Below are 16,353 nucleotides of genomic sequence, written 5' to 3'. Positions count from 1 at the left end.
AACAGAATGTACTGTTTAATATTAGCCTTGCAAAGATAATATAATCTGGAACTTTATCAGAACTTTACTTCTATTTCGGCTGTAGTATTGCCGGCTTTCCACTTTGGACCATCTTTCAAGAGGCGGATAGCTTCCTGATCAAGTGATGGACAAAGACTTTTCTTTACAGTTATATTTTGGGGATGTCCACTGGTGTTAACCGAAAATTGCAGAACTACTTTACCTTTTATCTTTTGGCATGAAGGGTCAGACGGGAGGACTAAATTTTGTTCGATATATTTCTTGTACTCTTTCATCCCGCCTATCGGTTCTGGCTTTATTTCAGCAACTTTATTTTTTGATAAGCTCTTTACCTCGGAAACTGAGCCGGTCACCATGCTTTTTTTCTGAGTTCCGTATCCTGTGACTACTACTTCGTCGAGCATGCCCGTTTCCTCTTTCATAACTACGATCTTGGCATCCTTAGGATCGGGAATTTCTAATTTTTCGAATCCTATCAGATATGCAGTCAGAGGAGCATCTTCCGAATCGGTATTCAATTTGTAATTTCCATCAATGTCTGTAACAGTTCCTTTATTTGTTCCTTTCTGCACAACAGTTGCCCCAATAATGGGTTCGTTGTTACTGTCAACTATTTTTCCACTTAAAGCTATTGTTTTTTTAGAAACAGGCAATGGTGCTGCCATCCTTTTAGAAGCTACCGATCGGGTTGTCATCACTCCATTGGCAGTTTGAGATAAATAGATCTCCATATTGCCGATGCTTTCCTCCGGATCTTTATTTTGATTTGAATCAGCTAGTACCGATTTATCGGTATTGACGCTTGCTTCGTATTGTTCGGCAAGCATTGGAGCATCCGCCGATACTATTTCTTCGCGTTCGGATCGGGAGAGGGTTTCTCTTTTAGCAGACAGTTCCCTTTCTTCTCTTTGGTGCAGTTGAGCATAACTGTCGGGCAGATATACTCTTAGAGGTTCTACCGGAGCTATAATTTCGTGCAGATTACTGATATTGGCAATCGATGTGGCTATGACCTCTTTTTTCGGGTTTTCTTCCTGAATGGCCGTTAATTCTAATCGTTTTTGTTCTACGTAGTCTTCCGGAACATACAGGTCTATATATCCGCCGCCCGACTCATGAGCTGTAAGCATAGATGACTGATGATTCATCAGAATGAAGTATCCGCTGGCAATAACTATTAATCCTACAGCTGCTATAGCGACTTTCCATACTCCATGCGGTTTTTTTCGAGCAGAACGTACAGTTATTGCAGATCGCATACGAGCAATACGTTCGGCATGATTTCCGGGAATGGAATCATATCCTTCTATTGCATCAGCCAAAAAAGGATCCTCCATCGCATCTTTTTCGATACGGTGGGCTTCTTTTCCTTTTCTGTTGCCATGTATGTAATTAAGAAACTTCATTGTTTAATCTGCTTTCGATACATATTTTTAAATTCCGCTTACCATTCTGGATATAACTTTTTACATTTTTCATATCATATCCGGTCACTTCAACTATGTCGGCATACGACATATCTTCATAGAAGAATTTGGTTACCGATATACGTTGAGGTTCCGATAACTTAGCCATACAATAGTTCAGAGCCTCTTCTTGCTCGTTATCAACCTCTTCACCTAATAGAGTCATAACACTGTCTGATTCCATAAGGTTCGAGTCAAAATCTACCGTAATTTCACGTTTATTTTCTTTTAACTGATGAAAACAGTGGTTTTTAGCTACACTGTATATCCATGTTTTGAACACTTTTATTTCGTATCCGCATATTTTAGGCAGAAGATTTTCGAATATTTCCATAACAGCATCCTGAGACTTATCTTCATCTTGCAGGTATTTCAGACAAAGACCATATATCAGAGGAATATACCTGTTGTAGAGCTTACCGAAAAGTTCGGTATCGCCCGTTTCTCTATACTGACTCAAGAGTTCTTCGTCTGTATATTCGGTTGTCTTCTCCTTATTTAATTTGAAAAATCTCAATATACGGTTTATTCTGTTTTTATTTTGGCAAAGCTACATGATTTTACAAAAGATTGCAATACTTCCAAATTTTTATCTATTGTTTATGGAATTTCGATCGATATATTATCTATATAAGCACAAACAATCAAATAAAGGGTAATATGTAACAGCCCGTATTTAATAATACATTTTTAGTTTGTAATATGCTTTAGCTGTTATATCTACCAGAGTAATAAAAAAGGTCTGAGGCCTAAAAAAAGAAACAACATGAGAACAAAAATCAACATTTTATTTGCTTTTATGCTGATGTGTATATCGGCAGTTTCCGCTCAAAATGTGCGTATCACAGGAGAAGTGAAGGATCAGGCGGGAGATCCACTTATCGGAGTGTCTGTTGTAATAAAAGGTACAAGCAGAGGTGTGGTAACTGATATCGATGGAAAATATGCTATAGATGCACCGCAGCAAAGTACACTTGTATTTTCTTTCATCGGATTTAATCCTAAAGAAATAAAAGTCGGTTCTAAAACAATAATCAATGTAGTTCTGGAAGAGTCTGTAGCTTTATTGGATGAATGTGTGGTTGTCGGATATGGTGTTCAGCAAAGGAGCATGGTGACCGGATCAGTCTCTAGTGTTTCTGGTAAAAAAACGAAAAACGAAAAAAGTAAAAATGCACCGCCGCCGATGAGGGCAGCATCTCCGTCTGCAGGATATTATATGGCAGAGATGATTCCGGGAATTCAGGTTACACAGGCTGACAGGGCATATGTAACGCCTATAGCTTATGGGAGCGAAGAGTATGGGGTGTATAAAGAAAACCGTTTTATTTCACCTTTATCAGAAGCATTATCTACTTTTTCGATAGATGTTGATACAGAATCATATACTAATTTCCGCCGTTTTATAAATCAAGGGAAGAAACCTTCGAAAGATGCGATACGTATCGAGGAGTTTATCAATTATTTCAAATATAACTACGATGAACCAACCAAGGCTGATCCGGTTAAAGTGACTACCGAAGTGGGAGAGTGTCCGTGGGATTCCCAGAATCGGCTGGTACGTATCGGTGTGAAAGCAAAAGAGATCGCAAAAGAAGACTTACCTTCCAGTAATCTGGTTTTTCTTATTGATGTATCAGGTTCAATGTCGGGAGCAACTCGTCTCGAATTGGTGAAGTCATCTATGAAAATGTTGGTAAATACACTAAGGGATAACGATCGTGTGGCGATAGTTGTATACGCCAGTGAGGTAGGTGAGAAGCTGGCTTCGACTCCGGGAAGTGATAAACAGACTATAAAGAATGCAATTGATGCCTTGAGTGCTTATGGCTCAACAAACGGAGCCGGAGGTATTCAGAAAGCATATGAAATAGCAGAGAAGAATTTTATAAAAGGTGGCAATAACCGCATTATCCTTTGTTCAGATGGTGATTTTAATGTCGGAGCATCAAGCCCTCAGGCTTTAGAGGAAATGATCGAACAGAAGCGTCAGTCGGGTGTATTTCTTTCGGTATTAGGATATGGCATGGGCAACTATAAGAGTAACCGTATGCAGGTTTTAGCCGAAAAGGGAAATGGTAATGCTTTTTATATTGATAATATTCAGGAAGCCAACCGTGTATTGGTTCAGGAGTTTAGCGGTACATTATATACAATTGCTAAAGATGTGAAGCTTCAGCTCGAATTTAATCCAGCTAATGTACAGGCTTATCGATTGGTAGGGTATGAAAGCCGTTTATTGGCGAAAGAAGATTTTAATGATGATACCAAAGATGCTGGTGAAATGGGGGGCGGACATACTGTTACCGCTTTGTATGAAATTATTCCTGTTGGAGTTAAATCTAATATGTATGGAAAAGTGGATGATTTGAAATATCAGGCTCCGGCTAAACCGATATCAAATATGGGTTTGACTGATTCCCCCGAATTATTGACCGTAAAGCTGAGGTATAAGCAGCCCGATGGTGATAAAAGTGTAAAAATGGAGCTGCCGGTTGTTGATAATGGAAAAAATGAAGTATCTTCGGACATGCGTTTTGCTTCGGCTGTAGCAATGTTCGGACAACTACTGAAAGGTTCGGATTTTAAGGGCAGTGCTACTTATCAGAAGGCGATTGATCTGGCTCGTTCGGGTATCAGTAATGATAAGGACGGATACAAAGCCGAATTTGTACGTCTTGCAGAGGCCGTTAAAAACATGAATTGAGATTGAATTAGACCTTAACTCCTTAAAAGTAGAAAATAATGAAAGCTAAACTTGGTATATTTTTATTAGTATTGTGTGTTATCTCTTTCTTCTTATACGATCATAAAGGAGCAAAGAAGGATGGGAATACCGAAAAATTAATGAAAGGAGTGGTGCTGAGTGCTGTTGATAACAAGCCTGTATCGAATGTGCATATTGGTATTGCCGGCAATAATCCGGTGACCATTACCAATAGTGCCGGAGAATATATGATATTAGCTAAGCCGACAAACGAACTTATTTTCAAACGTGACGGTTATCGTTCGGTAACTTTGGTTGCCTCGGATGCTCAAACCGTAAAGATGGAGATTGTGGATTCTACTTTTATAAATAAAACAAAAGACGGATTCTCTGAAAAAGAATGACTCTTTTTTTATCCTAAAAGAAACGTGCCGATTTTATTAAAAATCGGCACGTTTCTTTTATTGCAATCATTAAAGAACTATCTTAATATTAGTCAAACATTTTTCTGAAATGACTGAATATTTTTTCTTTAACAGACGGTGATGGCTGGAAATTCGGTGAGTTTTCAAGTCCGCTGAGAGTTTGTTTCTCAGTATCGCTCAATTTTTCAGGGATATATACGCTGATGTTGATCAAAAGATCACCTGTTCCATAACGGTGTACACTTGGCAATCCTTTGTTTTTTAGACGTAATACCTTACCCGGTTGGGTTCCCGGTTCTATTTTTACTTTTGCCTTGCCGTCTATCGTTGGTACTTCTACGCTGCCGCCTATCGCTGCAGTGGTAACACTCAACAGTAGATTGTAAACAACATCGTTGTCATCTCTGAATAATTCGGGATGCGGTTCTTCTTCTACCAATATAAGCAAGTCTCCATTGACACCTCCATGTCGTGGAGCATTTCCTTTTCCGCTCATTGAAAGCTGCATTCCTTCGGCAACTCCGGCAGGAATATTTAAAGTAATCACTTCTTCGTCGCGGATAATACCTTCACCCGAGCAATGAGGACATTTTTTAGTTATTGTTTTTCCTTCGCCGTTACAAGCCGAACAGGTTGTTTGTGTCTGCATTCGTCCCAGCATCGTATCTACAACCCGTGTTTGTGTACCAGATCCGTTACATGTTGAACAGGTTGTGTATGCAGTTCCGTTTTCGGCTCCTGTTCCTTTGCAGTGTTGGCAGGATATGTATTTCTTTACCTTGATTTTTTTCTCTACGCCGGTCGCAATTTCTTTCAGAGATAATTTAACTTTTACACGAAGATCTGAGCCTCGGTTGACACGACGTCCACCACCGCCGCCGAAACCACCGAATCCTCCAAAACCACCACCAAAGATGTCTCCGAATTGAGAGAAAATATCATCCATCGAAAATCCTCCGCCCGAATGACCTCCGAATCCTCCGGGAGCATCGTGTCCGTAACGGTCGTATTTAGCTTTCTTTTGCTCGTCACTCAATACTTCATAAGCCTCGGCAGCTTCTTTGAATTTCTCTTCAGCAGTCGGGTCTCCCGGATTTTTATCGGGGTGATATTGAATTGCTTTTTTCTTATACGCTTTTTTTATCTCTTCTACGGTGGCTGATCTTGTTATTTCCAGTACCTCGTAATAGTCTCTTTTGCTGGCCATTGTTTTATCTTTCTTTCTTATTTCGCTACGATTACTTTAGCAAACCGTATCACTTTGTCATTAAGGCTGTATCCTTTTTGGATACAATCTACTACTTTATCTTTTTGATCTTCGCTTTGGGCAGGAATTGTAGTGATAGCTTCGTGGCGTTCAGTATCAAAAGGTTCACCTATAGCATCTATTTCCTTTACTCCGTTTTGAGCAAGATACGATTTGAATTTATTGTAGATAAGTTCAACACCTTCTCTTATATCTTCAGGTATATTCGGTAATGCTCTTTCGAAGTCGTCCACAATAGGTAGTACTCCTACGATTGCTTTTTCATTGCCGCTTTTCAGTAAATCGGCTTTTTCTTTCATCGTACGTTTACGGTAGTTGTCGAATTCGGCATGCAGGCGTAAGTAAGAATCGTTCAGATCATTGAATTTCAGTTCAAGATCATCCGCCATATTGGCACTATCGTTATTTGCAGATGAATCTTCGTTGAGATCGTCTGTCAGATTATCCGTATTTATTGTTTCTTCTTTCGATTGAAAATCTTTTTCCAGATCTTTTTCTTCCATGTTTAATATATTTTTAGCTGTTTGTAATATAGGTGATTAACTCAAGATATAGTACAAATAGTCGCTGTTATTCAATATTATTTGTTATACATGCTACAAATTCTTTGCCAAACTTAAGATCCTGTCTGATTTTTACCGAATATTTTCATTAAAGGTTTTTCAAATTAATTCTTTGCTGTTTTTTTATGATTCTGTAGGGATGAAAATGAGATTTTTAATTTCAAAAGGTAACAAACGTTACACTATTTATGTACTTTTTTATTAGTAACCTTTTTTACTTCTCGAATGCCCGATCGAAATCATCAGGACAGGCTTCGTCTCTGTGGCTGCATATTTTTATTTATTCTTGCTTTTGCCATAATTTAAATGTATTTCCTATATAGATAAAATCTAGAAAGATCCTTATTTTTTGCTTCTAAAAAAATAATGTTATATTTGCCGTTGTAATCAATCTCTTAACTATTAGTTAATGTCTAACTTTTTCACATATAAAAACTTCACTGCTAGTCGGATTTTTAACAATTCGGATTTGGCTGTGTCGTGTGAAATATTAGAGAGAGAGAGAGAGAGAGAGAGAGAGAGAGACGCTGTCCATGCGTAACTAAGCAAATTTTTAATATAAAAAAAATAGCATTGCGTCAAAATGACGTGATAACTTTTTTTGTATATATACCTCGGATAATATATAATATTTTTTTAGTAAATCGGCAGGACGAACTGTATAAGGCAGTCTTGTTGTTGTTTTGTTGTCGTTCTGGATCTGCTCTGAGATTATACCAGTCCGCCGGCCGGTTTTGTTATGCAGTAAAGTGCAGCGAATGCACTTTGCTGTTTTTTTCAGTTAATAGTCTGCAGTCAATAGTTTTCAATAATCATTTAAACATAAAAGATAATCGTAGGGGGATATTGCGTATGTCCAACTTTTATGATTACAACATATTTATAGACAGGCGTATCCAATACGCTCCTGCAACATGTACAACAAATGGGGCTGTGACCCTAACAACTCTGAATATAAACAACAAGGTCTATGACCGCAACATTCAAACAAATAATGAAAAAGAAATTTCTTTTGATAATGGGGATATTCTCTTTCGGGATTATCCATGCGCAAGTTGGTATTAATACTCAAAATCCGTTAGGGGCATTTCATATTGATGCGAAAGGCAATACTGACGCAATCGGTTCTAGCGGTACCGATGATGATGTTATCGTAAAATCTAACGGACAGGTAGGAATAGGTACAGTATCTCCGGGAAAAACTCTGGACCTGAGAGGGAAGTTCAGATTAGTGGATGGTTCGCAATCTGATGGCTATTTCCTGACCAGCGATGCCAATGGTAATGGTTCATGGAAAAAAACAATGCAAATGAAAGATTTTGTATATGGTGTTGTCAGCTTTCCAAATCTTACCACTACTGCAGCTAGATACACAGGTACATATATTTCGTTGCCGGCCGGTACTTGGATGATTGCTTTTACATGCACATACAGGGATTCTAGTCTGGCAAATTATATTATCTGGCGTCTTTCGACTAGTTCGTCATCATTGGTGCCCTATCAGAATAATCAAAAGAGTACAGCTTATTCGGGATCAGCACTGACTGGTTATCATACATCGGTTTCGTGTTATTTTTTAGTTACTAATACGATATCTCAAAATTATTACTTCTGGGCAGGGTTGGCTGTTGCTTCTACTACAATAGCTTATACTGGAGAGGGGCGTCTTTATGCAATCCCTTTATCTTAAATAATAGGCAGTTCAAGCCTTTTCCTGCCAGATGTATTTGTCTCAAAGGAAAACTAAGGAATGTTTATCTGTCTAAAAAAATAAATAGGTCGGAGATCTTAAAAAATATAAAGAAATGAAATTCTATTATTTTATCATATTAATATTATTGGTAAATGTATTTGCATTAAAATCGCAGGTTGGTATCAATAGCCAATCACCTCTGGGTGTATTTCACGTTGACCCTAAGGGGGATACCTCAGGGGCGACAAACGGATCGGATGATTTTATTATCAGCTCCGACGGGCGTGTTGGCATTGGAACCGTTAGTCCGACAGCTAGTTTAGATGTTGTGGGTAACCTTCGTATAGCGGATGGAACAGAATATGATCGTTATGTTTTGACCAGTGATGACAATGGAGTAGGATCATGGAAAAGACAAACATATACCTCTCGTGTTATAGGGACTGTTCCTGCTACCCTTTCGAGTATAAGATCGGGAGATAACAATATCGTAAATGCTTCAAATTGGACTTATACAGGAGCTCGGATTACCTTACCGGCCGGTAGTTGGATGATCTACTTTTATTGTGTGTATAATAACAATAGCTCATCAAACTATACTGTATGGTGGGACTTGTCTACAACATCCAATTGGGTTCTAGCTAATAGAGTTGGGCGTGTGTTGAGTTATTTTGCTCCAACAAACGGATTATCTCCTACCTATGCTTCGTATCCGGTATCACCTACTACTGCTACCACTTATTATATAATTGGTTTTGCCGGAGGAGGAGGAGGTTTAGCTGCAAATCTGACATTTACCTATAATAGTGGAGCTCGCATGTGGGCAATCCCTGTATTTTAACCCAATTAAAGTATTCTGAAAATGAGAAAAAAAATATTTTTTGTAAGTGTCTGTCTAGCCTTATTTGTTTTTATTAATGAAGCTTATTCACAGATTGGTATACAGACCGACAGCCCGTTAGCATTATTCCATGTTGATCCGAAACGGAATACTAATTCAACAGGCACCAGTGGTACAGATGACGATGTAGTGGTGACTGCGGCTGGCAATGTAGGTATTGGAACTATCGTTCCTTCCGAGAAGTTAGACATCAGAGGTACTTTCCGGCTGAGAGATAATAATCAGGCGGCGGATAGGGTATTAGTCTCGGATGCTTTGGGCAATGCTCAGTGGAGTGATCGCCCTAAATTGGATGTGGTAGAAGTGAATAATATAAATACCCTGCTTTCAGGAAAGACGTTCACTACCTCTCCCTCTTACAGTGGTATATCCATTACTATACCTAAGGGAGCATGGCAGGTTATGTTTCAGGTGACATGTACCGCTAGTAATAATATATACTGGGATTTTTGCACTTCAAATGTAAGTTATTCTCTAACCGATGCAGCAAATCGCCGGGCAATGAGTTCTGCACGCACACCGGTTTCGGTTACCGCAATTTATTTTGTCAATCAGGCGGCAACAGCAACTTATTATATCTGGGCAACCACGAGGTCTGGAACTGCGACCTATGCCGCGGGGGGGACTTTATGGGCTCTACCTATAGACTAATTATTGAAATATAGTTCTTTAATGAAAGATTAGCTGGTCATTTTTATATAATAGGGAATTACCTTCGTAAAAAGGTTAATTCCCTGTTTGTTCACTAGTTTATATCTTATTATTTCATTCTTAACGGTTCGGAAAATGAAAATTAAAACTAATTCTCACTTGGTTTAATAAAATAGTTCATTTATATTTGCCGTTATAAACAATTATTTAACTATCGGCAAATGCCAAATTATTTCACACATAAAAACTTTAATACTTGGCTGGATTTTAACAATTCGGGTTTGGCTGTGTCGTGTGAAATATTAGAGAGAGAGAGAGAGAGAGAGAGAGAGAGAGAGACGCATCTAGCGTAATAATCAAAACAAAATTTCTATTGTGTCAAAATGACGGAGTGTTTTTTTATGCTTCGGGTTTTGTCGTATCTATTCTTCACCAGTGCTCACAAATACGGGCAAATTATAAATATCCCTTACGAGAACAGCCTGTTTCCTTCTTGTTATGGAGAGTCGGAGTATCTTGCTTATTTGTGTCATTCTTAATTGATTACAAAAACCTATATACCAATTTCAAAATAAGTTGGCTTGGCATACAGTGTCGGGTAGAGTTGTTATATCGTTGTCGTTCAAATACCGGACAATGTAAAGAATTGCCAGTAAGCCAACTATCATATGCATCGGGGTGCAGAGATTGCACCTTGATGTTTGTTTCCGTCAACAGTTATTCGTCAACAGCTATCATTACCGAAGATGGATGGCAACCTCATGTTTCGACAACTAATCGGATAAAAATAATTACTCAGAATATAAACAACAAGAAGGTCAGTGACCTAAAGAACAACAACAATGAAAAAGAAAATTTTATTATTGATAGGGATATTCTCTGTCGGTGTTATTAAGGCTCAAGTAGGGGTTAATACAAATACTCCCTTAGGAACATTTCATATCGATGGAAAGAAAGATAATCTGTCTGTTCCGACCACAGACCAACTGCTGAATGATTTTATCGTAACATCGGATGGAGATGTCGGTATTGGAACCATAACTCCGAGTGTGAAACTCGAGATAAATACGGGCGGAACACCTGCAAATATTATCCCCGGATTTAAATTAGTAGATGGGAATGAGGGAGAGGGGAGAACATTGGTGTCTGATGCACATGGTGTTGCAAAGTGGCAAGCCAAGCAGGATGCAGCTCTGACGTGGGATGCCAGTCATGTATTTACAATCCCTTATGCCGGAATTTATCTCATTACTCTTTATCTGGATGATAATAATACGACAAATGCTTATACTAATAAGTGGGTAAATCCAACTTTAGATAATGGCGTTTTATTTAATGGTGTTGCTTTATGGTCGATTACTCGTAATAATTATTTAATATCAAATGCTAATTCACAGACTAATTATGGCGTATCTTGCTCTGGTACGTTGTATCTTCTGGCAGGAGAAAGGTTGAGACCCGGGGCTTTAGCTTGGAATGGAAGCGGCACTAGAATCTTAGGTGTCGAAATTATACCTCTTTAATCTATTATATAATGAGAAATATTTTTTTATTTATAACAGTTTACTTCTCCATAAACATATGCCAATCTCAAGTTGGAATCAATACTCAGAATCCTTTAGGGATATTTCATATTGATGGAAAAAACGATAATCAAATAGTTGTTTCTAACAGTCAGATATTAAATGACTTTATTGTTTCTTCAGACGGATATGTCGGCATTGGAGCTGTTCCGGCCGTAAGATTAGAGATAAATACCGGAAATATAAAATCAGGTCTTAAATTAACTGATGGAACGGAAGGTATAGGTCGCACATTAATGAGTAATTTACAAGGAGTCGGAACATGGCGGGATATGAAGCAAACAGCTTTGACGTGGGATGCTAATCGTCAATTTACGATACCTAATACAGGTATTTATTTGATAACCATTTATCTGGATGATAATAATACAACGAATGCTTATACTAATAAATGGGTAAATCCGACTCTGGATGGAGGAACTACATACAATGGTGTTTCTTTATGGTCGAATATGCGAAATAGTTACTTGATATCAAGTTCTAATAATGTAAACACTTATGGAGTGTCCTGTTCGGGAACATTATTGCTTTTTGCCGGAGAGGTTTTAACTGCTAAAGGGCTAGCCTGGCAAGGAGGTGCATCCTATATTCCTACTTTGGGTATTGAGATTATCGCTCTTTAAACAGGCCTTGTTATTTTATGGATCAGGGAGCTGCTATTTTTATAATAGAAGTTCCCTGTTTGTTTTTTCTATAAGAATAATCAATCCCTTAATAATTGTTATTAAAATAAAGAATAACTGAAAAGTAAAATAGAATATTCGAAAAAAGGATGTCATGCTGTTTCAAGACTCACTAAAGTTTTTATCTTTGTGTTACACGTAAAAATAGAAATCAGTTCTATTATTTTTTTTAGGTATTATAGGAATTATCAGCAGTGTATTTTAAATATATGCCTTACTTAATCAACTTTAACTTATGTCATTGATGCAGCTTTTTACTCCGATGAATATCACATTAATAATATTATTGGTGTCATCGATTTTCTTTATGCAGGGGAAAGTCCGTGCAGATTTAGTTGCAATTTGTGCCTTGTTGGCCTTGGTTGTAACGGGTATATTATTACCGTCCGAAGCCTTGTCGGGATTCTCTAATCCGGTTGTGATAATGATGATCGGATTGTTTGTTGTCGGAGGAGGTATCTTTCGTACCGGATTGGCAAAACTGATCAGTTCTAAAATATTAAGGCTGGCCGGAGAGAGCGAGATAAGGCTCTTTGTGCTGGTTATGCTTGTAACAGCATCTATCGGAGCTTTTGTTAGTAATACGGGTACGGTAGCAGTAATGATGCCAATTGTAGTCAGTATTGCTGTAAGTGCAAAAGTAAGTCCCAAGCGGTTTCTCATGCCATTGGCATTTGCAAGCAGTATGGGCATTCTTACGCTGATTGCTACACCTCCGAATATGATTGTAAGTAATGAACTGGAAAAAAACGGATTTGAAGCACTGTCATTTTTCTCTTTTACTCCCGTGGGTTTAGTATGTCTGGCTGTAGGGATAGTTGTTTTGTATTTTTTGAGTAAATTCTTTTTATCAGATGAAGACGGCAAAGAGAATAATGATAAAAAATCGGGAAAATCACTTACTGATCTTACTCATGAGTATCAGTTGCATAAACTTACGCATATTTCAATATCGGATGATTCGGATATGATAGGGAAGACTTTGCGTGAATTACAGATTCCAAACCGATACAATATAAGTATTGTAACTGTAGAGAAGATAGTTGGGGGAGGACGTTTCAGAAAAAATACGAGTGAAGTGGTTGCCGGTCCTAATACAACAATAGAGAAGGGTGATGTGTTGGTATGCTACGGAAAGAAAAGCAACATAAGCCGATTTATTGACGAGAACAACTTTTCGGTACTGGAAGATGTAGAGAAAGGAACTGATATTTTTGACTTTCAGGAAATTGGTATAGCTGAGGTATTTATAATGCCTAACTCGAAGTTGGTAAACCGAACTATCATCGATGCTCACTTCAGGGATGAGTTTAATGTGAATATTCTTGGAATTCAGAGGAAGAATGAATATAAAATGAGTGATCTTCAGAACGAAAAATTACATTCGGGGGATGCTCTTCTCATACAAGGTACATGGACTGATATTGCCAATCTGGGCGATCGTCAGGAAGATCTGGTACTCGTCGGGCAACCCTTGAAAGAGGCTGCTAAAGTAACGATCAATCATAAAGCACCTGTGGCAGCTGTAATTATGGCTTTGATGGTTATTGCTATGGTAACAAATATAGTAGCTCCTGTTATAGCGGTAATGTCTGCAGCAGTGTTGATGGTGATTACAGGTTGTTTGCGAAATGTAGAGGAGGCTTATAAAAATATCAATTGGGAAAGTGTAGTTCTTATTGCAGGTATGATGCCTATGGCAGTTGCTTTTGAGAAGACAGGTGCTGCTGCCCTTATTTCTGATACGTTGGTTGGAGGATTAGGCAGTTATGGTCCGTATGCTTTGTTAGCCGGAGTGTATTTCGGGACATCTATACTCACCATGTTTATTAGTAACAGTGCTACGGCTCTGCTGTTTGCACCTATCGGTATTCAGGCGGCCGCTAATATGGGAGTTAGTCCTTATCCGTTTATGTTTGCTGTTGCGGTAGCTGCCAGTATGTGTTTTGCTTCTCCGTTTTCAACTCCGCCTAATGCATTGGTGATGTCTGCCGGACGATATAAATTTATAGATTATATAAAAGTGGGGTTACCATTACAGATAATTATGGGTATAGTAATGATATTGGTGTTGCCCTTATTATTTCCGTTTTAAAGTTGTGATTGTATAAGAACGATAGACTAAATAAAAAAGCCAATAGATAATAACTCTATTGGCTTTTTATATTTTTATAACAGTAAATATGTCACAGACCTTAGTTTACCTTCAGTTCATCTTTTTTGGGATCAGGACCATATTGATTGTCATGTCTTTCACCTTCTGTCAGAGCCAATATAAGATTATAAATTGGTATTAAAATAAACCAACCGCTTTTGCCTACATCATGCATTCTGCGTATTGATACTGCAATACCGGGAAGCAAAAGAGCCAAACTCCAGATAGAACCAAGTATCTGCATACCTATGATCATATCTATAATTCCTAGAATAATACTTGCTATCAGGTTTACTAAAAAGAAGTACCAATATTCTTTTCTACGTGCACGACCATCAAATTTGATATACTTGTTTTTTACAATGTCTAGAAAATTCCCAATAATTTCGTTCATAATTTGTTGATTAACTTTGTTTATAATAAAATTTATTTATAAGCATTCGAAAAATGCAAAGATAGTGTATCAATTGAACTATACAAATTTTTTCAAAATAAGAGCAAAAGATCAGTTATTGATGAATTTAAAATGTAGTACTTATAATCTGAAACATAGCATTCTTTAAATGTAATCTGTAGATGACATAATAAGAGATTGTTGTGCCTTTTTTGATTATTTTATGTAACTTTGGCAAACTTTTGAGGTCTCAGACCTTTTTTTGCTTTTGTAACCAAAGGAAATCTAGGCAGTTATTAGTTTTAAGGTCTTAGACCTTTTTATTGCTATAGTCAGTATGCAGCAACATAAAGAACCATACAAGATCGAATGTCTGCTGTTGCTTATATGTATTATTTAAAAACTATCTCTTACTTATTTTTATGTCTGTAAGCCCCGAAGAGGTATTGGATGAGACCATTCTGCCTATCAAGAAAACCGATCTAATCTATCAGATCGAAGACCGACCTCCATTTAAAGAAGCATTGTTTGTTGCTTTTCAGCACCTTCTGGCCATATTTGTGGCAATAATAACTCCGCCGCTTATAATAGCAGCCAGTCTCGGACTCGATAAAGAGACAACCGGATTTTTGGTGTCAATGGCACTTCTGGCTTCGGGAATCTCTACATTTATTCAATGTCGGCGTTTTGGACCTATAGGTTGTGGCTTGCTCTGTATTCAAGGGACAAGCTTTTCTTTTATAGGGGCACTTACTGCCAGTTTTCATGGTATGGGATTAGTCGCTTTGCCTGCTATCTTCGGAATTTGTATTGCTGCTGCACCGGTGGAAATGATTGTCAGCCGTTTGCTAAAATATACCCAAAAGGTGATTACACCTTTGGTGTCGGGAATTGTTGTGACAATGATAGGGTTGAGCCTGATCAAAGTTGGCATAACAGCATGCGGTGGCGGCTTTTCAGCTATGGAAAACGGAACATTCGGAAGTTACCGCAATTTGGGTCTGGCGGCCATTGTCTTGGTTTCGATTTTGATATTCAACAGCTTCCGTAATAAATATATCAGGATGTGCTCCATTGTACTTGGGCTTATTCTGGGGTATCTTGTCGCTTATTTTCAGGGATTGATCGATTTCTCTCAATTAGGAAATTTAGGAGCAATTAATATTCCCACTCCTTTTAAATATGGATTGGATTTTAATCTTTCTGCATTTATTGCAATTGCGCTGATTTATTTCATAACATCTATTGAAGCTATGGGAGATATCACTGCTAATTCGATGATCGGGGGAGAACCGATCAAAGGCGAAAAATTTGTAAAACGAGTACAGGGAGGTGTTTTAGCTGATGGCTTTAACTCTATTGTTGCCGGAATTTTCAATTCTTTTCCGAACTCAATATTTGCACAGAATAATGGATTGATACAACTTACAGGCGTAGCAAGTCGTTATGTCGGCTATTATATTGCTGCTTTTTTGGTTATATTAAGTGCGTTTCCTTTTATCGGAGGTATTTTCTCTATTATGCCCGAACCTGTTTTGGGTGGAGCTACTTTACTGATGTTTGGGACAGTTGCCGCGTCTGGTGTACGCATTATAGCATCTCAGGAGATAGATCGTAAAGCGATATTGGTTCTTGCAGTTAGCTTTGCTTGCGGATTAGGGGTGGAGTTGGCTCCGGATATTCTAGCACAGATGCCGGCATGGGTAAAAGGAATTTTCTCATCAGGCATTACTACCGGAGGTTTGGTTGCTATCATAGCCAATGTTGTTATCAGGATTAAAGAATAAAACTGAAAACAATAGATTTTATATTAGTGTTTATGGAACATATTATTTCATTATATA

General features: G+C 38.0%; 14 protein-coding genes. 9 read left to right on the top strand and 5 right to left on the bottom strand.

Going from position 1 to position 16,353, the window contains the following annotated elements:
* Window positions 1-56: 56 nt before the first annotated feature.
* Both AABJ51_RS06700 and AABJ51_RS06695 read right to left on the bottom strand, forming a co-directional pair.
* Window positions 57-1,427, bottom strand: a complete 1,371-nt coding sequence (locus tag AABJ51_RS06700) for an energy transducer TonB (RefSeq protein ID WP_338374889.1) — start codon at window positions 1,425-1,427, stop codon at window positions 57-59.
* A complete protein-coding gene (locus AABJ51_RS06695) occupies window positions 1,414-2,004 on the bottom strand; it encodes an RNA polymerase sigma factor (RefSeq protein WP_134435507.1) in 591 nt (196 codons plus the stop codon). Before AABJ51_RS06695 ends, AABJ51_RS06700 begins: the two co-directional genes overlap by 14 nt.
* 282 nt (window positions 2,005-2,286) lie before the next feature.
* Here AABJ51_RS06695 and AABJ51_RS06690 point away from each other — a divergent pair, with 282 nt between their 5' ends.
* Both AABJ51_RS06690 and AABJ51_RS06685 read left to right on the top strand, forming a co-directional pair.
* Window positions 2,287-4,194 carry a vWA domain-containing protein gene (locus AABJ51_RS06690; protein ID WP_434781398.1) on the top strand — a complete coding sequence of 636 codons (1,908 nt, stop codon included), beginning with the start codon at window positions 2,287-2,289 and terminating at the stop codon, window positions 4,192-4,194.
* 38 nt (window positions 4,195-4,232) lie between these two features.
* Window positions 4,233-4,598 carry a peptidase associated/transthyretin-like domain-containing protein gene (locus AABJ51_RS06685; RefSeq protein WP_026627647.1) on the top strand — a complete coding sequence of 122 codons (366 nt, stop codon included), beginning with the start codon at window positions 4,233-4,235 and terminating at the stop codon, window positions 4,596-4,598.
* A gap of 88 nt (window positions 4,599-4,686) precedes the next feature.
* On the opposite strand, the gene dnaJ is transcribed toward AABJ51_RS06685, so the two are convergent.
* Entirely contained in the window at window positions 4,687-5,826 is a 1,140-nt protein-coding gene (dnaJ, locus tag AABJ51_RS06680) for a molecular chaperone DnaJ (protein ID WP_026627646.1), read from the bottom strand.
* Window positions 5,827-5,843: 17 nt separating this feature from the next.
* Complete coding sequence (locus AABJ51_RS06675) at window positions 5,844-6,389, bottom strand: nucleotide exchange factor GrpE (RefSeq protein ID WP_026627645.1); 546 nt, start codon at window positions 6,387-6,389, stop codon at window positions 5,844-5,846.
* Window positions 6,390-7,443: 1,054 nt separating this feature from the next.
* On the opposite strand from AABJ51_RS06675, the gene AABJ51_RS06670 reads away from it, so the two are divergent.
* The 6 genes from AABJ51_RS06670 to AABJ51_RS06645 all read left to right on the top strand — a co-directional run bounded on the left by AABJ51_RS06670 (window position 7,444) and on the right by AABJ51_RS06645 (window position 14,055).
* The gene (locus AABJ51_RS06670) at window positions 7,444-8,139 is read left to right on the top strand and encodes a hypothetical protein (protein WP_338374884.1); all 696 of its coding nucleotides are present in this window, start codon (window positions 7,444-7,446) and stop codon (window positions 8,137-8,139) included.
* Between the two features lie 115 nt (window positions 8,140-8,254).
* A complete protein-coding gene (locus AABJ51_RS06665) occupies window positions 8,255-8,983 on the top strand; it encodes a hypothetical protein (RefSeq protein ID WP_338374881.1) in 729 nt (242 codons plus the stop codon).
* 21 nt (window positions 8,984-9,004) lie between these two features.
* Window positions 9,005-9,694 (top strand): hypothetical protein, encoded by a 690-nt coding sequence (locus AABJ51_RS06660; RefSeq protein ID WP_338374879.1) that lies wholly within the window; start codon window positions 9,005-9,007, stop codon window positions 9,692-9,694.
* Between the two features lie 842 nt (window positions 9,695-10,536).
* Window positions 10,537-11,217, top strand: a complete 681-nt coding sequence (locus tag AABJ51_RS06655) for a hypothetical protein (protein ID WP_338374878.1) — start codon at window positions 10,537-10,539, stop codon at window positions 11,215-11,217.
* An 11-nt stretch (window positions 11,218-11,228) separates the two neighbouring features.
* A complete protein-coding gene (locus AABJ51_RS06650; RefSeq protein WP_338374876.1) occupies window positions 11,229-11,900 on the top strand; it encodes a hypothetical protein in 672 nt (223 codons plus the stop codon).
* 322 nt (window positions 11,901-12,222) lie between these two features.
* On the top strand, window positions 12,223-14,055 hold the full coding sequence (locus AABJ51_RS06645) for an SLC13 family permease (RefSeq protein WP_338375958.1): 1,833 nt from the start codon (window positions 12,223-12,225) through the stop codon (window positions 14,053-14,055).
* 100 nt (window positions 14,056-14,155) lie between these two features.
* Here AABJ51_RS06645 and AABJ51_RS06640 read toward each other — a convergent pair whose 3' ends face one another.
* Entirely contained in the window at window positions 14,156-14,509 is a 354-nt protein-coding gene (locus tag AABJ51_RS06640) for a DUF805 domain-containing protein (RefSeq protein ID WP_035332236.1), read from the bottom strand.
* A 422-nt stretch (window positions 14,510-14,931) separates the two neighbouring features.
* On the opposite strand from AABJ51_RS06640, the gene AABJ51_RS06635 reads away from it, so the two are divergent.
* Window positions 14,932-16,296, top strand: coding sequence for a nucleobase:cation symporter-2 family protein (locus AABJ51_RS06635; protein ID WP_338374875.1), 1,365 nt, complete (start codon window positions 14,932-14,934; stop codon window positions 16,294-16,296).
* Window positions 16,297-16,353 lie beyond the last annotated feature (57 nt).

It is taken from the genome of Indolivaga capnocytophagoides (assembly GCF_036511535.1).
In the GTDB taxonomy this organism is placed as follows: Bacteria; Bacteroidota; Bacteroidia; order Bacteroidales; family Dysgonomonadaceae; genus Dysgonomonas_A; species Dysgonomonas_A capnocytophagoides.
Note: the sequence above shows the minus strand (reverse complement) of the source record. Positions and strands in the feature narration are given on the sequence as shown.

Coding starts and splice junctions, on each gene's coding strand:
- AABJ51_RS06635 (WP_338374875.1), top strand. CDS start 14,932: ATGTCTGTAAGCCCCGAAGAGGTATTGGATGAGACCATTCTGCCTATC.
- AABJ51_RS06655 (WP_338374878.1), top strand. CDS start 10,537: ATGAAAAAGAAAATTTTATTATTGATAGGGATATTCTCTGTCGGTGTT.
- AABJ51_RS06645 (WP_338375958.1), top strand. CDS start 12,223: ATGAATATCACATTAATAATATTATTGGTGTCATCGATTTTCTTTATG.
- AABJ51_RS06660 (WP_338374879.1), top strand. CDS start 9,005: ATGAGAAAAAAAATATTTTTTGTAAGTGTCTGTCTAGCCTTATTTGTT.
- AABJ51_RS06700 (WP_338374889.1), bottom strand. CDS start 1,427: ATGAAGTTTCTTAATTACATACATGGCAACAGAAAAGGAAAAGAAGCC.
- AABJ51_RS06665 (WP_338374881.1), top strand. CDS start 8,255: ATGAAATTCTATTATTTTATCATATTAATATTATTGGTAAATGTATTT.
- AABJ51_RS06640 (WP_035332236.1), bottom strand. CDS start 14,509: ATGAACGAAATTATTGGGAATTTTCTAGACATTGTAAAAAACAAGTAT.
- dnaJ (WP_026627646.1), bottom strand. CDS start 5,826: ATGGCCAGCAAAAGAGACTATTACGAGGTACTGGAAATAACAAGATCA.
- AABJ51_RS06650 (WP_338374876.1), top strand. CDS start 11,229: ATGAGAAATATTTTTTTATTTATAACAGTTTACTTCTCCATAAACATA.
- AABJ51_RS06670 (WP_338374884.1), top strand. CDS start 7,444: ATGAAAAAGAAATTTCTTTTGATAATGGGGATATTCTCTTTCGGGATT.
- AABJ51_RS06690 (WP_434781398.1), top strand. CDS start 2,287: ATGCTGATGTGTATATCGGCAGTTTCCGCTCAAAATGTGCGTATCACA.
- AABJ51_RS06675 (WP_026627645.1), bottom strand. CDS start 6,389: ATGGAAGAAAAAGATCTGGAAAAAGATTTTCAATCGAAAGAAGAAACA.
- AABJ51_RS06685 (WP_026627647.1), top strand. CDS start 4,233: ATGAAAGCTAAACTTGGTATATTTTTATTAGTATTGTGTGTTATCTCT.